Annotated in this window: 18 protein-coding genes; 4 read left to right on the top strand and 14 right to left on the bottom strand. The window is 33.4% G+C overall.

Annotation, left to right across the window (positions count from 1 at the left end; genetic code table 11):
• Window positions 1-12: 12 nt before the first annotated feature.
• The 5 genes from BXU01_RS04490 to aspS form a co-directional block, all read right to left on the bottom strand.
• The gene (locus BXU01_RS04490) at window positions 13-534 is read right to left on the bottom strand and encodes an NADH-quinone oxidoreductase subunit C (protein WP_055097502.1); all 522 of its coding nucleotides are present in this window, start codon (window positions 532-534) and stop codon (window positions 13-15) included.
• Window position 535: 1 nt separating this feature from the next.
• The gene (locus BXU01_RS04485; protein WP_029271568.1) at window positions 536-1,084 is read right to left on the bottom strand and encodes an NADH-quinone oxidoreductase subunit B; all 549 of its coding nucleotides are present in this window, start codon (window positions 1,082-1,084) and stop codon (window positions 536-538) included.
• A 178-nt stretch (window positions 1,085-1,262) separates the two neighbouring features.
• Window positions 1,263-1,628, bottom strand: a complete 366-nt coding sequence (locus tag BXU01_RS04480; protein WP_055097501.1) for an NADH-quinone oxidoreductase subunit A — start codon at window positions 1,626-1,628, stop codon at window positions 1,263-1,265.
• A 243-nt stretch (window positions 1,629-1,871) separates the two neighbouring features.
• Window positions 1,872-2,066, bottom strand: a complete 195-nt coding sequence (locus tag BXU01_RS04475) for a cold-shock protein (RefSeq protein ID WP_007137066.1) — start codon at window positions 2,064-2,066, stop codon at window positions 1,872-1,874.
• 382 nt (window positions 2,067-2,448) lie between these two features.
• Window positions 2,449-4,200 (bottom strand): aspartate--tRNA ligase, encoded by a 1,752-nt coding sequence (gene aspS / locus BXU01_RS04470; RefSeq protein WP_083691920.1) that lies wholly within the window; start codon window positions 4,198-4,200, stop codon window positions 2,449-2,451.
• A 157-nt stretch (window positions 4,201-4,357) separates the two neighbouring features.
• Here aspS and BXU01_RS04465 point away from each other — a divergent pair, with 157 nt between their 5' ends.
• Together BXU01_RS04465 and BXU01_RS04460 are read left to right on the top strand one after the other, a co-directional pair.
• The gene (locus tag BXU01_RS04465; RefSeq protein WP_083691919.1) at window positions 4,358-5,353 is read left to right on the top strand and encodes a TlpA disulfide reductase family protein; all 996 of its coding nucleotides are present in this window, start codon (window positions 4,358-4,360) and stop codon (window positions 5,351-5,353) included.
• A gap of 210 nt (window positions 5,354-5,563) precedes the next feature.
• The gene (locus BXU01_RS04460; protein WP_083691918.1) at window positions 5,564-5,911 is read left to right on the top strand and encodes a toxin-antitoxin system YwqK family antitoxin; all 348 of its coding nucleotides are present in this window, start codon (window positions 5,564-5,566) and stop codon (window positions 5,909-5,911) included.
• Between the two features lie 44 nt (window positions 5,912-5,955).
• Here BXU01_RS04460 and BXU01_RS04455 read toward each other — a convergent pair whose 3' ends face one another.
• From BXU01_RS04455 to BXU01_RS04425, 7 genes are all read right to left on the bottom strand, one after another.
• The gene (locus BXU01_RS04455; protein WP_083691917.1) at window positions 5,956-7,071 is read right to left on the bottom strand and encodes a PepSY domain-containing protein; all 1,116 of its coding nucleotides are present in this window, start codon (window positions 7,069-7,071) and stop codon (window positions 5,956-5,958) included.
• A gap of 63 nt (window positions 7,072-7,134) precedes the next feature.
• Entirely contained in the window at window positions 7,135-8,685 is a 1,551-nt protein-coding gene (locus tag BXU01_RS04450; protein ID WP_083691916.1) for a PepSY domain-containing protein, read from the bottom strand.
• Between the two features lie 3 nt (window positions 8,686-8,688).
• Window positions 8,689-8,991, bottom strand: coding sequence for a hypothetical protein (locus BXU01_RS04445; protein ID WP_083691915.1), 303 nt, complete (start codon window positions 8,989-8,991; stop codon window positions 8,689-8,691).
• Window positions 8,992-9,010: 19 nt separating this feature from the next.
• Entirely contained in the window at window positions 9,011-9,343 is a 333-nt protein-coding gene (locus tag BXU01_RS04440) for a hypothetical protein (protein ID WP_083691914.1), read from the bottom strand.
• Window positions 9,344-9,398: 55 nt separating this feature from the next.
• Window positions 9,399-11,867, bottom strand: a complete 2,469-nt coding sequence (locus BXU01_RS04435) for a TonB-dependent receptor (RefSeq protein WP_083691913.1) — start codon at window positions 11,865-11,867, stop codon at window positions 9,399-9,401.
• A gap of 218 nt (window positions 11,868-12,085) precedes the next feature.
• A complete protein-coding gene (gene odhB, locus BXU01_RS04430; RefSeq protein WP_083691912.1) occupies window positions 12,086-13,330 on the bottom strand; it encodes a 2-oxoglutarate dehydrogenase complex dihydrolipoyllysine-residue succinyltransferase in 1,245 nt (414 codons plus the stop codon).
• Between the two features lie 80 nt (window positions 13,331-13,410).
• Entirely contained in the window at window positions 13,411-16,185 is a 2,775-nt protein-coding gene (locus tag BXU01_RS04425; RefSeq protein ID WP_055097488.1) for a 2-oxoglutarate dehydrogenase E1 component, read from the bottom strand.
• A 116-nt stretch (window positions 16,186-16,301) separates the two neighbouring features.
• On the opposite strand from BXU01_RS04425, the gene BXU01_RS04420 reads away from it, so the two are divergent.
• Together BXU01_RS04420 and BXU01_RS04415 are read left to right on the top strand one after the other, a co-directional pair.
• Window positions 16,302-16,853, top strand: coding sequence for a hypothetical protein (locus BXU01_RS04420; protein WP_083692689.1), 552 nt, complete (start codon window positions 16,302-16,304; stop codon window positions 16,851-16,853).
• A 219-nt stretch (window positions 16,854-17,072) separates the two neighbouring features.
• Window positions 17,073-17,468 carry a hypothetical protein gene (locus tag BXU01_RS04415; protein ID WP_123773953.1) on the top strand — a complete coding sequence of 132 codons (396 nt, stop codon included), beginning with the start codon at window positions 17,073-17,075 and terminating at the stop codon, window positions 17,466-17,468.
• Window positions 17,469-17,498: 30 nt separating this feature from the next.
• Here the strand turns inward: BXU01_RS04415 and BXU01_RS04410 are convergent, their stop codons facing one another.
• Both BXU01_RS04410 and BXU01_RS04405 read right to left on the bottom strand, forming a co-directional pair.
• Window positions 17,499-17,852 (bottom strand): hypothetical protein, encoded by a 354-nt coding sequence (locus BXU01_RS04410; RefSeq protein WP_083691910.1) that lies wholly within the window; start codon window positions 17,850-17,852, stop codon window positions 17,499-17,501.
• Between the two features lie 40 nt (window positions 17,853-17,892).
• On the bottom strand, window positions 17,893-18,918 hold the full coding sequence (locus BXU01_RS04405; RefSeq protein ID WP_083691909.1) for a LacI family DNA-binding transcriptional regulator: 1,026 nt from the start codon (window positions 18,916-18,918) through the stop codon (window positions 17,893-17,895).
• Between the last annotated feature and the right edge of the window lie 16 nt (window positions 18,919-18,934).

Raw genomic sequence — 18,934 nt, 5'->3', positions numbered from 1 at the left:
ATTATTTATTTTTTAGCAATTTGTTGTTGTTCTTCCAAAGAATCTGTCATCTTTATCAGTTCTTCCGCTGTCTTCCATTGGAAATTCTTTACGCATTGGAAAAGATATCATTTCATCCATGTTCAAAATACGTTTTAATTGTGGATGTCCAATAAAGTTAATCCCAAAAAAATCATATGTTTCTCTTTCCATCCAATTGGAACTCTGGAAAATATTTGAAATGGTTTTTATCTCCGGTTTTTCACCATTAAGAAATACTTTAATTCTAATGCGTTTGTTTTCGTACCAATTGTGCATGTGGTATACTATAGCAAACTGACGATCTGTTTCGTTGTCCGGATAGTGAATGCCGCATAAATCGGTTAAAAAGTGAAAACGCAGATCAGAATCGTTTTTCAAAAAAAGAATCAATGCTGTGATTTTATCAGCGGTAGTTTCCAGTGAAAAAATATCTCTTTCTTGTTGAAAGTTAAAAACACTTGCGTCAAATGTTTCTGTAAGTTTATCTTGAATCAGGGTATTTTCTAAAGCCATCTTATGAAATGTTATATGAAGCTAGTAATTCTTGGTATTCCGGAGAGCTTCTGCGTCTAACAGATTCACTTCGTACCAATTCCTGAAGTTTCATTACTCCATCTACTATTTGTTCTGGTCTTGGCGGGCATCCCGGAACGTAAACATCTACGGGGATTACTTTGTCAATTCCTTGTAAAACTGAATAGGTATCAAATATACCACCTGATGAAGCACAAGCTCCAACGGCTATTACCCAGCGTGGCTCAGACATTTGTTCGTAAACTTGTCTTAAAATTGGCGCCATTTTTTTTGAAATAGTTCCCATTACCATTAACATATCTGCCTGACGAGGAGAAAAACTCACACGTTCAGAACCAAATCGTGCTAAATCGTAATGTGAGGCCATTGTAGCCATGAATTCGATACCACAACATGAAGTTGCGAAAGGTAATGGCCATAATGAGTTGGCTCTTGCCAGACCTACAACATCATTTAGTTTTGTAGCGAAGAAACCTTCTCCTACAACTCCTTCCGGCGGCGCAACCATATTTACATTTGAATCGCTCATTTTATTTTAGATTTCTGATTTTAGATTTTAGATTTGGGAAATCGTAAAAGTTAAAATCAATTTTTTTAAATCAGTATATTAATTCGATGAAATCAAATTTTAAATTGTGGTTCTATATAAGTTCAGATAACAACTGTTCTTAAATCTAAAATCACTAAGTCTAAAATCTAAAATCTTTTTATTCCCAGTCTAATGCTTTTTTCTTGATGATGTAGAAAAAGCCAACTAAAAGAAGTGACATGAATACAATCATCTTTAACATTCCTTCTATTCCAAGTTCTTTGAAGTTTACTGCCCAAGGATAAAGGAAAATTACCTCTACATCAAACAATACAAATAAAATGGCTACCAGAAAATATTTTACTGAAAAAGGAATACGGGCATTACCAACTGATTCGATACCACACTCAAAGTTTTTGTCTTTTACTTCAGAGGTTCTTTTTGGTCCTAATTTTCCCGAAATAATGATTGTTCCTACCACAAAACCAACAGCCAGAATAAACTGCATTAAAATAGGAAGATAACTGTATTGATCTGATTGCATAAACTTAGGGTTTTTACTTAAAGAATAAGCCACAAAGATAACTTTCAACTCTGTAAATCACAAGCTAAAAAAGGATTTAAGTGTATTACAAAAGGGTGAATATTTGTAATTTTTATTGATTATAAATAATACCAACCTATTTTAAGGTTTTTTTAAGATTTGAACAAAAAAAAACGTTTCGAAATAAATCGAAACGTTTTTAAAACCATTCAGAGGCAAAAAAAATAAATTGCTATATTTTTCTTAGATTACTGCTACTTTAGCAGCAACTTTCCCTTTTCTTCCTTCTTCTTCTTCATAGCTTACACGGTCTCCTTCGCGTAATTCTTCCGCGTTAATTCCTGAAGCGTGAACGAAGATATCTTTTCCTGTTTCTTCGTCTGTAATGAATCCATAACCTTTAGATTCATTGAAAAATTTTACTGTACCTGTACGCATTGTAATTGTAATAATAATTTATAATGAAGCAAATGTAATATATAAATTCATACAAAAGACAATAAGGTGTTAATTTTTTGTAAAAATTATTGATTCACAGTGTTTTCGCTATTTATATTGCATCAATTTTGATATGCAACTACTTTATTTGAGAATCATCAATTGTAAGAATAAAAAGCTAAAAAAGTAGCTTATGTTTTACAAAATTTTATTAGCTTATGCAAAAGTAGTAAGACCAATCTTTGTTTCTGTGGGATAATACTTGTATTTGCTGGGCTGCTAACTTTTAAGGTGCATTATCGTGATATTAAAAAAAGGTAAAAAATAAAAAAACTGCAGCTAAATTTTAGCTGCAGTTCTATAATTGTGAAAATTGAGCAAATTAAATTGCATCAATTTTAATGTGTAATTCTTTTAATTGAGCATCATCAATTTTTGCTGGAGCATCGATCATTACATCTCGTCCTGAATTGTTTTTTGGGAACGCAATAAAATCTCTAATCGTTTCCTGACCTCCTAAAATAGCAACTAATCGATCAAGACCAAATGCTAAACCTCCGTGTGGCGGTGCTCCAAACTGAAAAGCATCCATTAAGAAACCAAACTGAGCTTTTGCTTCGTTTTCTGTAAAGCCTAAATATTTAAACATTAATTGCTGAGTCGCTTTATCGTGAATACGAATTGAGCCACCGCCAATTTCATTTCCGTTTAAAACCATATCATAAGCGTTGGCACGAACTTTTCCTGGTTCTGTTTCCAACAAAGCCATATCCTCCGGTTTTGGAGATGTAAACGGGTGGTGCATCGCATGATAACGGCCACTTTCTTCGTCAAGTTCTAATAATGGGAAATCTACAACCCATAACGGAGCAAAGACTTCAGGATTACGTAATCCTAAACGAGTTGCTAATTCCATACGAAGTGCAGAAAGCTGAGCACGTGTTTTGTTTGCAGGGCCAGAAAGAACAAAAATCATATCTCCTGGTTTTGCTCCTGTAATTTTTGCCCATTGCCCTAAATCTTCCTGATCGTAGAATTTATCTACAGATGATTTATAAGTTCCATCGTCATTGCATTTTGCATATACCATTCCTGATGCTCCAACTTGCGGACGTTTTACCCAGTCAATTAATCCGTCAATTTCTTTACGGGTATAATTTCCTGCTCCTGGAACTGCAATACCAACCACTAATTCTGCGGCATTAAATACCGGGAAATCTTTGTGTTGTGCAAATTCATTCAACTCACCAAACTCCATTCCAAAACGGATATCCGGTTTGTCATTTCCGTATGTTTTCATGGCATAATCGTAGGTAATTCTAGGGAATTTATCTACTTCAATGCCTTTAATTTCTTTTAATAAATGTCTTGTAAGACCTTCAAAAACATTCAGTATGTCTTCTTGCTCCACAAATGCCATTTCGCAATCGATTTGTGTAAACTCCGGCTGACGGTCTGCACGTAAATCTTCGTCACGGAAACATTTTACAATCTGAAAATATTTATCCATTCCGCCCACCATCAATAATTGTTTGAAAGTTTGTGGCGATTGCGGCAATGCATAAAATTGTCCTTCGTTCATACGGCTTGGAACAACGAAATCTCTTGCGCCTTCAGGAGTCGATTTGATTAAATATGGAGTTTCAACTTCACAGAAATCCAAATTAGATAAATATTTACGAACTTCCATTGCTACTTTATGACGGAAAAGCAAACTGTTTTTTACAGGATTTCTACGAATATCTAAATAACGATATTTCATTCTGATATCTTCACCACCGTCAGTTTCATCTTCAATTGTAAACGGAGGCGTAAGTGCTGCATTTAAAATCGTTAATTCAGTAACTAAAATTTCGATTTCACCAGTTGGGATATTCTTGTTTTTAGCTTCACGCTCAATTACCGTTCCTTTTACCTGAATTACAAATTCTCTACCCAGAGTTTTAGCTAATTCAAAAACAGTTTTATCAGTACGACTTTCGTCGAAAATAAGTTGTGTAATTCCGTAACGGTCGCGTAAATCAACCCAATTCATAAATCCTTTATCGCGTGATTTTTGAACCCAACCCGCTAGTGTAACTTCCGTATTAATATTTGAGGCATTTAACTCGCCACAATTATGACTTCTATACATGATCAAAATTTTAGACTGCAAAAGTAAACACAAAATTCAAGATAATATAGTAAAGTGATAAAGTTGATGTATAGAATTTTAAATATTTTGTTAATTCTGAAATTTGAAAGCTGTTATTTATTTAGATTTGAATCACTAAAAACAAACTTTAATTTATATGAACAAATTTTTTGTAACTGGTCTGTTGATTTTTAGCGCTTTGAATGTCATCGGTCAAGCCAAAAATCAAATTAAATTTACCGCTAAAATTACGAACAGAAATAGTGATACTTTAGTTATTAAAGGCAAGGATAATTTTAAACAAGTTATCCCGATTAATAAAAAAGAGATTTTTGCCGCTAATTTTGAAGCAGCAAAAGGATTTTATGTGTTTTCTGATGGTACAGAATCTTCTAATTTATACTTAAAGCCAAATTCGGAGATTAATCTAACGATGGATGCTAAAGAATTTGATGAAACAATTGTATATAAAGGTAAAGGAGTTGATGAAAGTAATTTTATGGCACAGCAAGCTTTAAAAGATGAACAATTTCAAAAAGATGCTTTTGCCAAAGAACCTACTGAATTTGCATCATTATTAGAAGCAAAGAAAAAAACTGATATTGAGAATGTAGAGAAAGGAAATTTTGATCCGGAATTTAAAACTGCTTTAAAAAATAGTTTTGAAAGTTTTAATCAATATGCTGCACAGGAATATGACAGAGCTTATAAAGCAAATAAATTAAACGGAAAGCCTTCTCCTGATTTTGATTATGTAAATCATAAAGGAGGAAAAACCAAACTTTCTGATTTAAAAGGTAAATATGTATATATTGATCTTTGGGCAACCTGGTGTGCACCTTGTAGAGCCGAAATTCCATATTTACAAAAAATCGAGGAAAAGTATCACGGAAAAAATATTGAGTTCGTTAGTATTTCGATTGATAAAATGAAAGACAATGAAAAGTGGAAAAAATTTGTAACGGATAAAAATTTAGGGGGAATACAATTGTTTGCGGATAAAGATTGGGAATCTGAATTTGTAACAGGTTATGGCGTTACCGGAATTCCGAGATTTATTATCGTTGATCCAAAAGGAAATGTTTTAAATGCAGATGCTTCAAGACCTTCATCTCCAGAGCTTCAAATGCAATTAGATGCATTATTGAAATAATTTATTTACGAAATTAATAACGTTGTAGTAAAATTATATTTTTATAAAAAACCAGTAAAACCAGTGCCTGAGCACTGGTTTTTTTGTTTATAGTGAATTTCCAATGTTAAGTTTTTATCTAATGTTACCAAATTGTTAAGTAAAAGTTTGTTTAATGCAAACAATTAATTATATTTGATAACGATTTGATAACATTAAATACCTAAAGATATGAAAAAGTGTGTAATTTTAGTTGCAATATTGTTCTCTGGAATTTTAGTTGCACAAGAGACAAAACCTGAATTAGAAGCTGTTGGAAACAAAGTAAAAGCTACTTATTACTATGAAAATGGTAAAGTACAACAAGAAGGCTTTTTTAAAGATGGTAAATTAGATGGCGTTTGGGTATCATATGATGAAAATGGGAATAAAATTGCGGTAGGAGAATACACAGACGGGTTGAAAACTGGAAAATGGGTTTTCTTCAATGAAAAAAATCTTTCTGAGGTTGCTTATGAGAACAGTAAAATAGCTTCAGTTAAGAATTTACAAAAAAATGCTTTGGCAAATAGAAATTAATACTATTTCAAATAATCTATAAACCGCTTTTGTTAGCGGTTTTTTTATGCCTTTATTTTTTTGCAGGATTTATTTCTTCTTCCATACCAAATTATAAAACCTGTCACAGGCAGGCATGCAGCAATCAGACTAATTATAAAAGCAATAATTTTTCCTGGCAGATCTAAAATTTGCCCCGTATGTATTCCGTAATTCATTTCTACCACCTGCAGGCCCAAACTCTTTTTATCAAAAGTTTGGCTTTGAATTAATTTTCCGTCACTTGGGTGAAAATAATAATTGCTTTGATGATCGTATCTTAAGGTATACGGATAAGCTCCGGTATTGATGATGTCTCCTTTTTGTTGGGGATAGGTTACAAATATCATTTCGGCTTTTGGCTGTAGTTTCATGGTTTCGACAAAAGCACGATCGACAGCTGCAAGTTTGTTATTACTAAATTTACTAGTATCGATTATTGGGGCTTTTGTTTCCAAAGCTTTATCACCACCAAAATTGAAGCTTTTATAAATGCCATTCCCAACCCATTCATAAGTAAAGGTTAAACCTGTGATAGCAATGACAACCGCGATAATTGAAATGTAAAACCCAGATGTATTATGCCAGTCATAGTTTACCCGGCGCCATTTTGCAGACCATTTTACGGTAAAACTTCTTTTTAAATCGCTTTTGCGTTTTGGCCACCATTGAATCATTCCCGAAATAAGCAATAAAATAAAAATAATTGTTGCACCACCAATAATGTGTTTGCCTATATAATCCGGTAAAAGCAAATACAAATGAATGTATTCGACGATAATAAAAAAGTCTGTTTCAGGATTTTCTGTTTTTAAATATTTCCCTGTGTATGGATTAAAGTATAAATATTCATTTTTTGTGTCAGAATAAGTATAAACAATTGCAGATCTGTTTTTACCATAATACGAAACCATGCTCGATTTATTTTTCGGAGCAATTTCTTTTGCTTTTTCCAGTAAAACTGATGGCATTAAAAACGGTTTGTTTTGAGGTTCAACCAATCGCCATTCTTTTCGGGTTATATCTTTTATTTCGTCATGAAAGCAAAAGATGCAACCGGTAATACTGATAATAAAAACAATAAGCCCGGAAATTAATCCGAGCCATTTATGTAGAAAACGTATTTTTTGTTTGAATCCCATTTTTTGAATAAAGCGTAAAAGTATACGCTAAATCAATAGAGGGCAAATTATTTAAGGTAATTTTTATAAAACGGCCTTTTTTGGCTTTAAGGAATAAGCCACATATAGAGATATAGAAGCTAAAACAATCCAGAAAACATCAATAAAGAATACCTGAATATGATTTTGCATAAACGAATTCCAGAACCAATTTCCTGATACAATTCCGTTTGAAACAGGAATTAGAAATCCTAAAATGCTTCCTGAAATCAAGCAGAATTTATTGGTAAAATCATCGTTCTTTTTGAGAATAAAAAAGACTGTAAGAATCAGCCATCCTCCAAAATATAGAAGGAAAAGATTGTCTTGTGTCAACGGGTAAAATATTTTGGTCGCTATAAAGGCTAACGCTGTAATAGGATACATGCTCAGGCAGATTGCTAAATAAATACGAACTACCGCAGCATTAAAACGTCTTTTTTTCTCTGGTAAACTATTTTTTTGTCTCGCGACTAACCAGATCATTACGCCAGAAATAATGACAAAACAAGTAATGATTCCCAGAATAAAACTCACGATTTTTAGAGGATAACCTCCATAATCGCCAAAATGTATTCTATATAAAACATTTTTTACAACATCTAAATAGTTGTTTTGTGTCACAGGGTTTTTCTTTGCAATTTCTTTTCCGTCAGCAATTCTGTAGACTACTTTTCCTATTCCTGTGAATTTTTTATGGCTTAACATTTCGCCTTCAACTAAAACATGCATGTTAGCATCGCCATAATTCTGAATAAAAACACGGGTGATTTCAAAATCTTTCCAGTTGTTTTTTGCTTTCGCAACTAACTGATCGATATTAAAAGGTGTTGCTAGTTTTTTATTGTCGAATTTATAATCCGGATCTTTATACTCTAATTCTTTGTATAATTTATCCTGATCGCCTTTATATAATGCCATTACGGCTGGTGCTACAATCAAAAGTTTGATCATAAAAAATGCTCCGGTTACAGCATATACAAACTGAAACGGTAAACCAATCATTCCTAATGCCGTATGTGCATCTGTCCATAATGTTTTTAATTTTTCTTTTGGGCGAAAAATATAAAAGTTAGAAACGATTTTTTTCCAATGTAGCAGAACACCGGTTACGATTGCAAATAGAAAAAATAAGGCGATAAAACCGGAAAGATAATACCCAATAGGATATGGTATTTGAGCCAGAAAATGTAAACGGTATAAAAATTCACCTAATGAGTAAGATTCTTCATAAGTGAATGTTTTAAATGTTTTAGTATCGAGATAAAAAAAGCTTCCTTCTTTTTGCTTGGCCGGAGCCAAAGTATCTTTGGTACCTTCCATATAAATGGCGACTCTTCTTTCGTTGCCAGGCTTAGAAATAGTGATATTTCTTCCATGTAAAACGTATTCCTTGTCAAGCTTATTTAAGGTTGTGTTGTAATCTAATTGGATTTCTTTGGAAATAGCAGTAGATTCATTTCTTTCCCAATTGATAATTTCATCTCTGAAAAAAGAAAAAGATCCTGCGAAAAAAATCACAAAAAGAACGACACTGATCACAATTCCGCTAACGGTATGTGTATGAAAATAGATATTGTAATTGCGATTATTCATGATTTATTTTGCTATTGGATTGTAGGTTTGACCCAAATAAATAAAAAGAGAAAAAACTAAAGTTAGAAGTATGTAAATGCCCCAAATTTTTAGTCCACTTTTTGCTAAGAAAGCAATTATCATAAGTGCTACCCAAAGAATGAATCCGCTAAAAGCCATTGTCATAAGGATATTAGCACGGTTAAACCAAGATGCCAGAGCCAAATGAAAAGTGACTGAAACAAAATAGCCACCTAATATGGCAGCTGTAATTTTGGCAAATCGTTGCCATTTAGATTGTGTTAGATATTTAGGATTTGCCGGCATATTTTGGTTAGAAATAAAGTTAATTATAATAAAATTCCAGTAAAGCAACAATAATAAAAAGTGCAGCAATAGCGAATCGGCTTATTTTTTTTAGTGGGGCTAAAATGATAATTAAACTGCCAATAGTCATCAGCTGAATAAAAAACATTAATGTACCGCAACATAGTGATTGTGTAAAAAGCCAAACAGAATAAGCTAATAAAAGAAGTCCTAAACCTAAAAACTTGGTTGGTTTAGGATTGCTTTTCATCCATTTTTCAAAACCTAAATCATAAGATAAAGTGGCTCTTTTTGATGTATAATAAAGCGTATAAAATGCTAAAAAAACGATAAGGCTTGCTATTGTTATCATAATTTAAGAATTTAAAAAACACCTTTCTAATAAAAGAAAGGTGTTTTTGTTTTTATTAGAATTTGTAAGTGAAACTAGCAGCAACTGCTCTTGGGTCTTTAGGATGAACTGTTGACCATCCGTCATAAATTTCTTCATTTGTGATGTTGTTGAATTTAACAGTAATAGTAAATTTTTCAGCACTATAAAATAAAGATGAGTTTAGTTCTGTATATGCTGGAATAGTAAATGTTCCAGAAGTTTGTCTGTTCATAATCATGTTGTCACCAACATAATTTCCTCCAAAACCTAAACCGAAGCCTCTCAAGAAGCCATTTGTGAGTTTGTAACTAGCCCAAAGATTTGCCAGATTTCTTGGTCCTGCATTTTCAGATCTGCGATTTACAAAGTCAGGATCTCCTTTTGTTAAAACGGCATCATTATAACTATAACCTAAAACAATGTTTAAACCGCTAATTGGGTTTGCAACAAATTCAGCCTCAAAACCTTTGTTTTTCTGAGCTCCATCCTGAAATGTTTGCTGATTATTTGGTTGTGGCGTTGTTGGGTTTGCAGGATCTACGTATGGAGTTTCTACCACATAAGTCTGATCGGAAACTTTAATGTCATAATAGCTAAAAGTTGCATAAAGTTTATCTTTAAAAAGATTCAATTTTGTTCCAACTTCAAATTGGTCGGCATGCTCAGGATTAAGTATTACTGGTGTAATAACTGATGCAGAACGATTTTGACCAGGTGCGATGTTAACAAATCCATTCATGTAATTTGCGAAAATCGAAACTTTATCGATAATAGGTTGGTATACCAATCCAAATTTTGGAGAAAAAGCAGTTTGGTTGTATCCGTCGTTTTTAGCGTTCATAAAACGGTCAGCACGTAAGCTTAACATAGCAGATAATCCAGGTGTAAAGTTGATTACATCAGATACATAAGCACTATATGTTTCTTGTTTCGTACTATTATCGTTTCTAGGACTATTTCCAATTATTGCAGCAGCTCCGGCTTTTGTTAAATCTCCGGTATCACCGTTTGTAGTTGTTCCAATATAGTCGTTAAAAGATTGTAAATCATCTCCTATATATACAGATCCATTTCCAAAATATCCTGAACTATGATCTGTAGCTGTTCTTTTGAAATAATCAAAACCTATAACAATTCTGTTTCTTAGACTTCCAATTTTAAAATCACCATTAAAATTTTGTTGAATATCTGTTGTCAAATTTTGATTGTCCTGATCAGTAAAATAACGATTTAATACAATTCCGTTTTTAATAGGTGTGTATTGAGTTCCTTCATACAAATAAGTATAATTTCCTTTTGATCTTGCTGAACTGTTCGAGAATACAGTTTGTGAAGTCCATTGATCAGAAAATTTATAATTCATTTGAGCCTGAATATTATATGACGGCGTTTTCATAGTAAGTTCATTACTTGTGTAAGAACGGTTGTTGTCATATTTTAATTCATTAATATTATGAACTCTTAATTGAGCTCCTCTGTCAAAAAACAACATAGTTGGATTTGTAGATTCGTTGCTCATAAATTCAGTATTAACAAGGAATGACAATTTGTTGTTTACTTCATAAGATAAGGAAGGAGCAACGAAAAATGATTCTCTAAAACCAGCATCCTGAAAACTATTTTGTTTGTTGTAAGCTGAATTTATTCTAAAATTTAAAGTCTTTTTGTCATTAAGAGGTGCATTCAGATCAACGGTTGCACGATTTAAACCATAACTTCCTACTGTATAATTTATTTCTCCTCCAAAGGTTTTGTAGGGTCTCTTTGTAGTGGTGTTGATTAACCCACCGTAAGATATCAGGCTGCTTCCAAATAAAGTTCCAGATGGACCTCTAATAATTTCAACTCGATCAATATTCGCAGGGTCTAAACTTCCGTTTGTTAAACCCGGTAAGCCATTAACCATTGTAGGTTGAACAGGAAATCCTCTTAAAGAATAATAAGCAGCTCCGTCTCCGGCGCGTCCTGTTGCGGCCCACAGTGGCGTAATTCCAGAGGCATTTTTCAAAGCATCATCAAAATTAGTTACTACTTGCTCTTTTAATAATTCTCCGCTAATGGTAGTATAAGATTGTGGGTTTTCGAGATTTTTAAGTGGTAATCTGGAAACCTGTTTAGTTTCTTTACGGGCAAAACGATTTGTTCTCCCACCGTTTATAACTACTTCTGTCAATTCTTCTGAATTTGAAGTAAGGCTGAAGTTTTCAGTGATTTCAGCACCTTCATTTACAGTAATCTTTTTTTCTTTCGTTGTAAATCCTACAGCTGATACTTTTATAGTATAAGTTCCAGGTTTAACATTTTTAATTTTGTAATTACCTGCTTCATCTGTAATAGTTCCAAATCTTGTTCCTTTTAAAGCAATAGAAATACCTTCTGGAGATTCGCTATTATTTAATAATATTTGACCTTTAATATTTGCTTTTTCTTGTGCAGAGATTGAAATACTCGTTAATAGGAGAAAACAAAAACTCAAAAAAGAAATTGTAAATTTATATTTCATTTTTATTTAGAATTAATTTTAATAGCGCAAATTTAGCTGTTGGATATTAACTAAACAAGCTATTCTTATTTATTCTAAATAAAATATTTTTTAAAGGGTTAAATTTACGTTTATTTAAAAAATTAACATCTTAAGGAAGATTTAAGCTAATATTAAGAATAAAAAAGCCCGTTCAACTTAATGAACAGGCTTTTCTTTATATCGAAAATTATTACAATTTACAATTCTAAAGCACGTTTAGCATCGCCATTCATCAATAATTCTAATGGGTTTTCTAATGCTTCTTTTACAGCAACCAAGAAACCAACAGACTCACGTCCGTCGATAATTCTGTGATCATAAGAAAGAGCAACGTACATCATTGGGTGAATTTCTACTTTACCGTTTACAGCAATTGGGCGCTCAATAATATTGTGCATTCCTAAAATTCCTGATTGAGGAGGGTTGATAATTGGAGTACTCAACATACTTCCAAAAACACCCCCATTAGTAATAGTGAAAGTTCCGCCTGTCATATCATCAACAGTAATTTGACCGTCACGAGCTCTAAGAGCTAATCTTTTAATTTCAGCTTCAATTCCGCGGAAAGATAAGTTTTCAGCATTACGAACAACAGGAACCATTAAACCTTTTGGTCCTGAAACTGCGATTGAGATATCAGCAAAATCGTAAGCTACTTTATAATCACCATCCATCATAGAGTTTACATCAGGATATAATTCTAAAGCTCTTGTAACTGCTTTTGTAAAGAAAGACATGTAACCTAAACCAAGACCACCATGTTTTGCTTTAAAAGCATCTTTGTATTCGTTACGAATCAAGTTGATTGGCGTCATGTTAACTTCGTTGAAAGTCGTTAACATAGCAGTTTCGTTTTTAGCAGCAACTAATCTCTCAGCTACTTTACGACGCAACATTGATAATTTTGTACGCTCAGATCCACGGTTTCCTCCAGTTGGAGTTCCCATAGAAGGCACTGCATTTACAGCGTCATCTTTAGTGATTCTTCCGCCTTTACCAGTTCCTGAAACAGTTGCCGGTGCTATATTTTTTTCGTCTAATATTTTTCTTGCTGCCGGAGATGGAGTTCCTGCTGCATAACTTGTAGCTGCCGGAGCCTGTACTGGTGCTGCTTTTGGAGCCTCAGCTTTTACTTCAGCCTTTGGAGCTTCAGCTTTAGGTGCTTCTGCCGCTGGTGCAGCCGCAGCATCACCTGCAGGTTTTACACCATCTGTATCAATTAAACAAACTACAGCTCCTACAGCAACTGCATCACCTTCTTCTGCTTTAAGCGTAATAATTCCGCTCATTTCAGCAGGTAATTCAAGAGTTGCTTTGTCTGAATCAACTTCAGCAATAGCTTGATCTTTTTCTACATAATCTCCGTCTTTTACTAACCAAGTTGCAATTTCAACTTCTTTTATTGATTCCCCTGGTGATGGGACTTTCATTTCTAAAATCATCTTATTTTTTGTTTAAGGTTTTTATGGTTTAAAGTTTCCTGTTAGCTTGAACCTGAAACTTTAAACTTGAAACATTCTTTTTATCTGAATAAATTTTTATCGAATACCATTCTAATTGCATCTGCATGACGACGTTTTGCACGTGTGTAACTTCCTGATGCCGGAGCAGCGTAAGCTTTTAATGAAGCTAATCTCCATTTTACAAGATCAAAGTTCATTAACATAAAGCTGTAAGCTCCCATGTTTTTAGGCTCTTCCTGTGCCCAAACATAATCGTCAGCATTAGGATATTGTGCGATAATTGCTTTTAATTGCTCAACTGGTAAAGGGAATAATTGCTCGATACGAACAACTGCAACATCATTTCTTCCGTTGTTTTCTCTTTCAGCAACGATGTCATAGTAGAATTTACCAGTAACAAAAACTAATGTTTTTACTGCTTTTTTATCTACTGTATTGTCGTCAATAGTTTCCTGGAAGCTTCCGTTAGCTAATTCTTCTACTGTAGATACGCATCTTGGATCACGCAATAAACTTTTTGGAGAAAAAACTACTAAAGGTTTACGGAAATTGGTTTTCATTTGTCTTCTCAACAAGTGAAAAAAGTTGGCTGGCGTTGTACAATCTGCAACATACATATTTTGTCTTGCGCAAAGTTGTAAGTAACGTTCCATTCTTGCCGAAGAGTGTTCTGCACCTTGTCCTTCATAACCGTGAGGCAATAATAAAACGATACCATTTTGGTTGTTCCATTTATCTTCACCACATGAAATATATTGGTCAATCATGATTTGTGCTCCATTAGAGAAATCTCCAAATTGTGCTTCCCAGATAGTTAATGCGTTTGGATTCGCTAATGCGTATCCATAATCAAAACCAAGAACTCCATACTCAGATAAAAGAGAATTGAATACGCCGAATTTTCCTTTTTTGTTTTCGATAGAATCCAATAAAATTACTTCTTCTTCAGAATCTTCCACTTTAACAACAGCATGACGGTGAGAGAATGTACCACGCTCTACGTCCTGACCAGAAATACGAATATCAAATCCCTCGGTCAAAAGTGAACCGTAAGCCAGTGCTTCTGCAGTTCCCCAATCGATAGTGTTATTGTCGTATCCTGCTTTTCTGTCTGTTACAATTTTAGTTATTTTATTGATGAATTTTTTGTCTTCAGGTAATGTTGAAATTGTATTGATGATAGAATCCAATCCTTTTTTGTCAAAAGAAGTGTTTACTTTTTCAAGCATTTGAGTATCTGTTACCTGAACAAATCCATCCCATTCGTTTTTCATGAATGGAGTTATGATCGTCAAATCTTTTTTACGGGAAGCTTCTAAATTCTCCTCCATCAAAGATTTGTATTCTTTTTCTAAAGCATTTACATAAGATGCATCGATTACGCCGTCAGACAATAATTTCTCTGCATAAATATCTCTTGGATTTTTATGTTTTGCAATGATTTTATATAAAACCGGTTGTGTAAAACGAGGTTCATCACCTTCGTTATGACCGTATTTTCTATATCCTAATAAATCGATAAATACGTCACGACCAAATTGCATTCTGTAATCTAATGCAAAAGACACGGCATGTACAACAGCTTCAGCATCATCAGCATTTACGTGTAATACTGGCGAAAGTGTAACTTTAGCAACATCTGTACAATAAGTAGACGAACGTGCATCTAAATAGTTAGTTGTAAAACCAACCTGATTGTTGATTACGATATGAATTGTTCCTCCGGTTTTGTAACCGTCAAGCTGAGCCATCTGAATGATTTCGTACAAGATACCCTGACCTGCAATTGCAGCATCTCCGTGAACGGCGATAGGTAATACTTTAGAAAAATCATTAGCATAATATTTATCTTGCTTCGCTCTTGTAATTCCTTCAATTACAGCTCCAACCGTTTCTAAGTGAGAAGGGTTTGGTGCTAAATTGATATTGATATTTTTTCCTGTTCTTGTTTTTTTGTCAGCCGTAAGACCTAAGTGGTATTTTACGTCACCGTCAAAATATTCCTGATCGTAATCTTTACCGTCAAACTCACCAAAGATATCCTGAGTAGATTTGCCAAAGATGTTTGCCAAAACGTTCAAACGACCACGGTGAGCCATTCCCATTACGAATTGTTCAACACCTTTTTCAGCAGCTTGTTCGATCAAAGCGTCTAAAGCAGGAATAATTGATTCACCACCTTCTAATGAAAAACGTTTTTGACCTACGTATTTCGTATGCAAAAAGTTCTCGAAAGAAACCGCCTGATTTAATTTATTTAAGATAGTTTTCTTTTCTTCAGAATTGAAATTAGGCTGATTTACATTTACAGCTAATTTATCCTGAATCCATTTTACAACGCCAGGGTTTCTGATATACATATATTCAATACCAATATGTTGGCAGTAAATAGATTGTAGACGTGTTACAATGTCTTGTAATGTAGATGGTCCCACTCCAATAGTCTGAGCAGCATCAAAAACTGTTGAAAGATCAGCAGTTGTTAATCCAAAATTTTCAATGTCTAAAGTTGGAGAAGATGTTCTACGGTCGCGAACAGGATTTGTTTTTGTAAACAAATGTCCGCGAGTACGGTATCCATCAATTAATTTTAGAACGTTAAATTCTTTTTGCAGTTTTTCTGAAACTTTACTGTAATCTGTGTTGTCGCTAGTCACATATTCAACAATCTGTTGAACTGGATTTTCGTCATTATAAGTCGTTTGTCCAAAGTCGAAACCTTGAAAAAAACTTCTCCAGCTTGGCTCAACGCTATCTGGATTTACTAAATACTGATCATATAATTGTGCGAAAAACTCTGTATGCGCTGCATTTAAAAATGAAAACCTATCCATAATATTAGTGAATATACTTTTTGTTAAATAGAATGGCAAAAGTACAACAATCGACTTTATTTAAACCTTTTTTTTACGTACTTTTACGTAAAAATTTGTTAAAAATAGACTCAACTATGCATAAAATTCAATTTTCAATCGATTGCAAACTTTTTTTTGTGATTTTGACAGTCTTATTTTCCAGTTCAGCAATTGCACAGCAAAACTATGTAATTGATAACAGCAATCATTTTTGGGACAAAGTACAATTTGGTGGAGGTCTTGGTTTAGAAATAGGTTCCGGATACACAGATATCTCCGTAATGCCAAGCGCTATCTATAATATAAACGAAATTGTAGCAGTAGGTGTTGGGTTGCAATTTGGTTATTTATCATCTAAAAGTTATTACAATTCCTTTGTTTATGGCGGAAGTGTAGTAGGACTTGTAAACCCGATTCCGGAAATTCAACTCTCAGCAGAATTAGAGCAGGTACGAGTAAATACAGATTATAATTCGACTCCATACAGACCAAGTTATTCAGATAATTATTGGAATACTGCTTTATATCTTGGTGCCGGTTACAGAGCCGGAAATGTTACAATTGGTGCGCGTTACGATGTTTTATATGATCCTGACAGAAGTCTTTACGGATCAGGATTTATGCCTTTTGTGAGGGTATATTTTTAGTCTAAGTTGCTAAGGTTCTAAGATACTAAGTCACTAAGATTTTTAAATATTGAAATTTGAAGAAATATATTTTTATACTTATTGTTGTTATAATTTCGAGTTGTAATAATTCGAAGAAATCAGAAGTTGCAGACACAAAAGTTGTAAAAAAAGAATTAAAACCTTTTTTTGATTCAGATAAAATAGATCATTATTATCTTGATTCGTCTAAAAGGGAGTTTGAGCATTCTAGCACTGATAATATTGTACAAGAAAAAAGAGTTTTCGAGTTTTTTTTATGGATATTATCCAGAGACTATTCTAAATAAAAATTTTGAAAATCTTTTGTTGAAATACAGCTATAAAAAATCAAAGTTATCTTCTAAACAAGAAAAAGAAATTGAAAATATATTTAGCGAAAAAGATTCTTTACAAACCGATGGATATGCTTGTATAGCTGAATATCGAGATGTTTTTATTTTTAAGAAGAAAGAAAAAACAGTTGGGATAGCAAAGATTTGTTTTAAATGTGGTCGTTTCCAGATTACAGGAAGTAAACTGGATACTAGCGGATTTGGGCTTTGGAATGAATTAGACAGATTGAAAAATATTGTCCGTCCAAATAGCAAAACTTAGAATCTCAGTATCTTAGAATCTCAGCACCTTTTACTTATAATAATTCCTAAACCACACTTTCTGCCATTCTCTTTTCAAAACTAAAAAAGAAACCTGTTCAGCAAGAATTACTAAATCTGATCCGTCTAGTTTTTTGATTTCAATTTCAGAAACATCAATTATATAAAGCAGATTAAGATATTCAGCAAATTTATACTGAATCATTCTGTAGATCTTTTCGTGAAGCTGGATTTTTAATTCTTCTGGAGAAATACTCAACGGAAAATCAATTCCTTCATTGGCGAGATTAAAGTCTTTATTGATTTGCTCAATCAGACTTAAATATAGATTTCCACTTTCGGCATCAGCCAATAAAATATCGGTATTTTCAGGAATCGGAAACATTGATGCTTTTTAAGATTGACGCAAAGTTAAAACTAAAAAATCATTTAACTGTTGATTCTCTTTCAATGATTCTTGTAGGAAGTTCAATAATTTGATGTGTTACCGGTCGATGTTCTTTTATATCTACAATTTCATCAATTAAAAGCGAGACGGCCTGATGTCCCATTTCGAATCCGGGCTGATCTATTGTTGTTAATTTAGGCGAAATAACGGTACTCATAAACCAATTGCTAAAGCCAAAAACGGCCACTTGTTCCGGTGTTTTTATTCCGGCTTCATTAAAATATTTTATAATACCAATGGCGACCAAATCAGTAATGGCAAAAATGGCATCGATATCCGGATTTTCGGTCATGATTTTTTGGGCATTTTCGTAACCGTCTTCAAAATCAGTATTGTTATCACAAACATAAACCAATTTCGAATCGTACTCAATTCCGTTTGCTTCGAGCGCTCTTTTATATCCTAAAAAGCGATCAATAGAATTTTGCGGAACATATGAACCTCTAAAATGGGCAATTTTTTTATATCCTTTATTAATAAGGTATGAAACGGCATCAAAAGCTGCTTTTGCATCATTAATGACCACTTTGGAACAATCGACTCTTTTAGCAATTTTATCAAACAATACAACGGGAGTATTTTTTCTGATGGCTTCATTAATATGAGTGAAATCATCAGTTTCATTCGAGAGTGACATTAAAACTCCGTCAACACGTTTTTGAATTAATAAAGCGAGCTGCTTTTTCTCTAATTCATATTTTTCGTTAGACTGTAGAATGATGACCAGGTAACCTCTTTTTTCGGCTTCTTCAAGAATACCATTTAATACGCTCGAAAAAAAGTGATGTACCGTGGCAGGAATAATAACCCCGATTGTTTTGGTTTCATTAGTTCTAAGGTTAACTGCAACAGAATTAGGGATGTAATTCATTGTTTCTGCCATTTCAAGAACTCTGGCACGCGTAGACTTACTAATATCAGTATATCCTTTTAACGCTTTTGAAACCGTTGTAACCGAAATTCCTAATGCCGAGGCTATATCTATTAATTTTGTGTCATTCATGAAATAAAAGTACTAA

Origin of the sequence: [Flexibacter] sp. ATCC 35103, assembly GCF_001975985.1 — a bacterium.
In the GTDB taxonomy this organism is placed as follows: domain Bacteria; phylum Bacteroidota; class Bacteroidia; order Flavobacteriales; family Flavobacteriaceae; genus Flavobacterium.
Note: the sequence above shows the minus strand (reverse complement) of the source record. Positions and strands in the feature narration are given on the sequence as shown.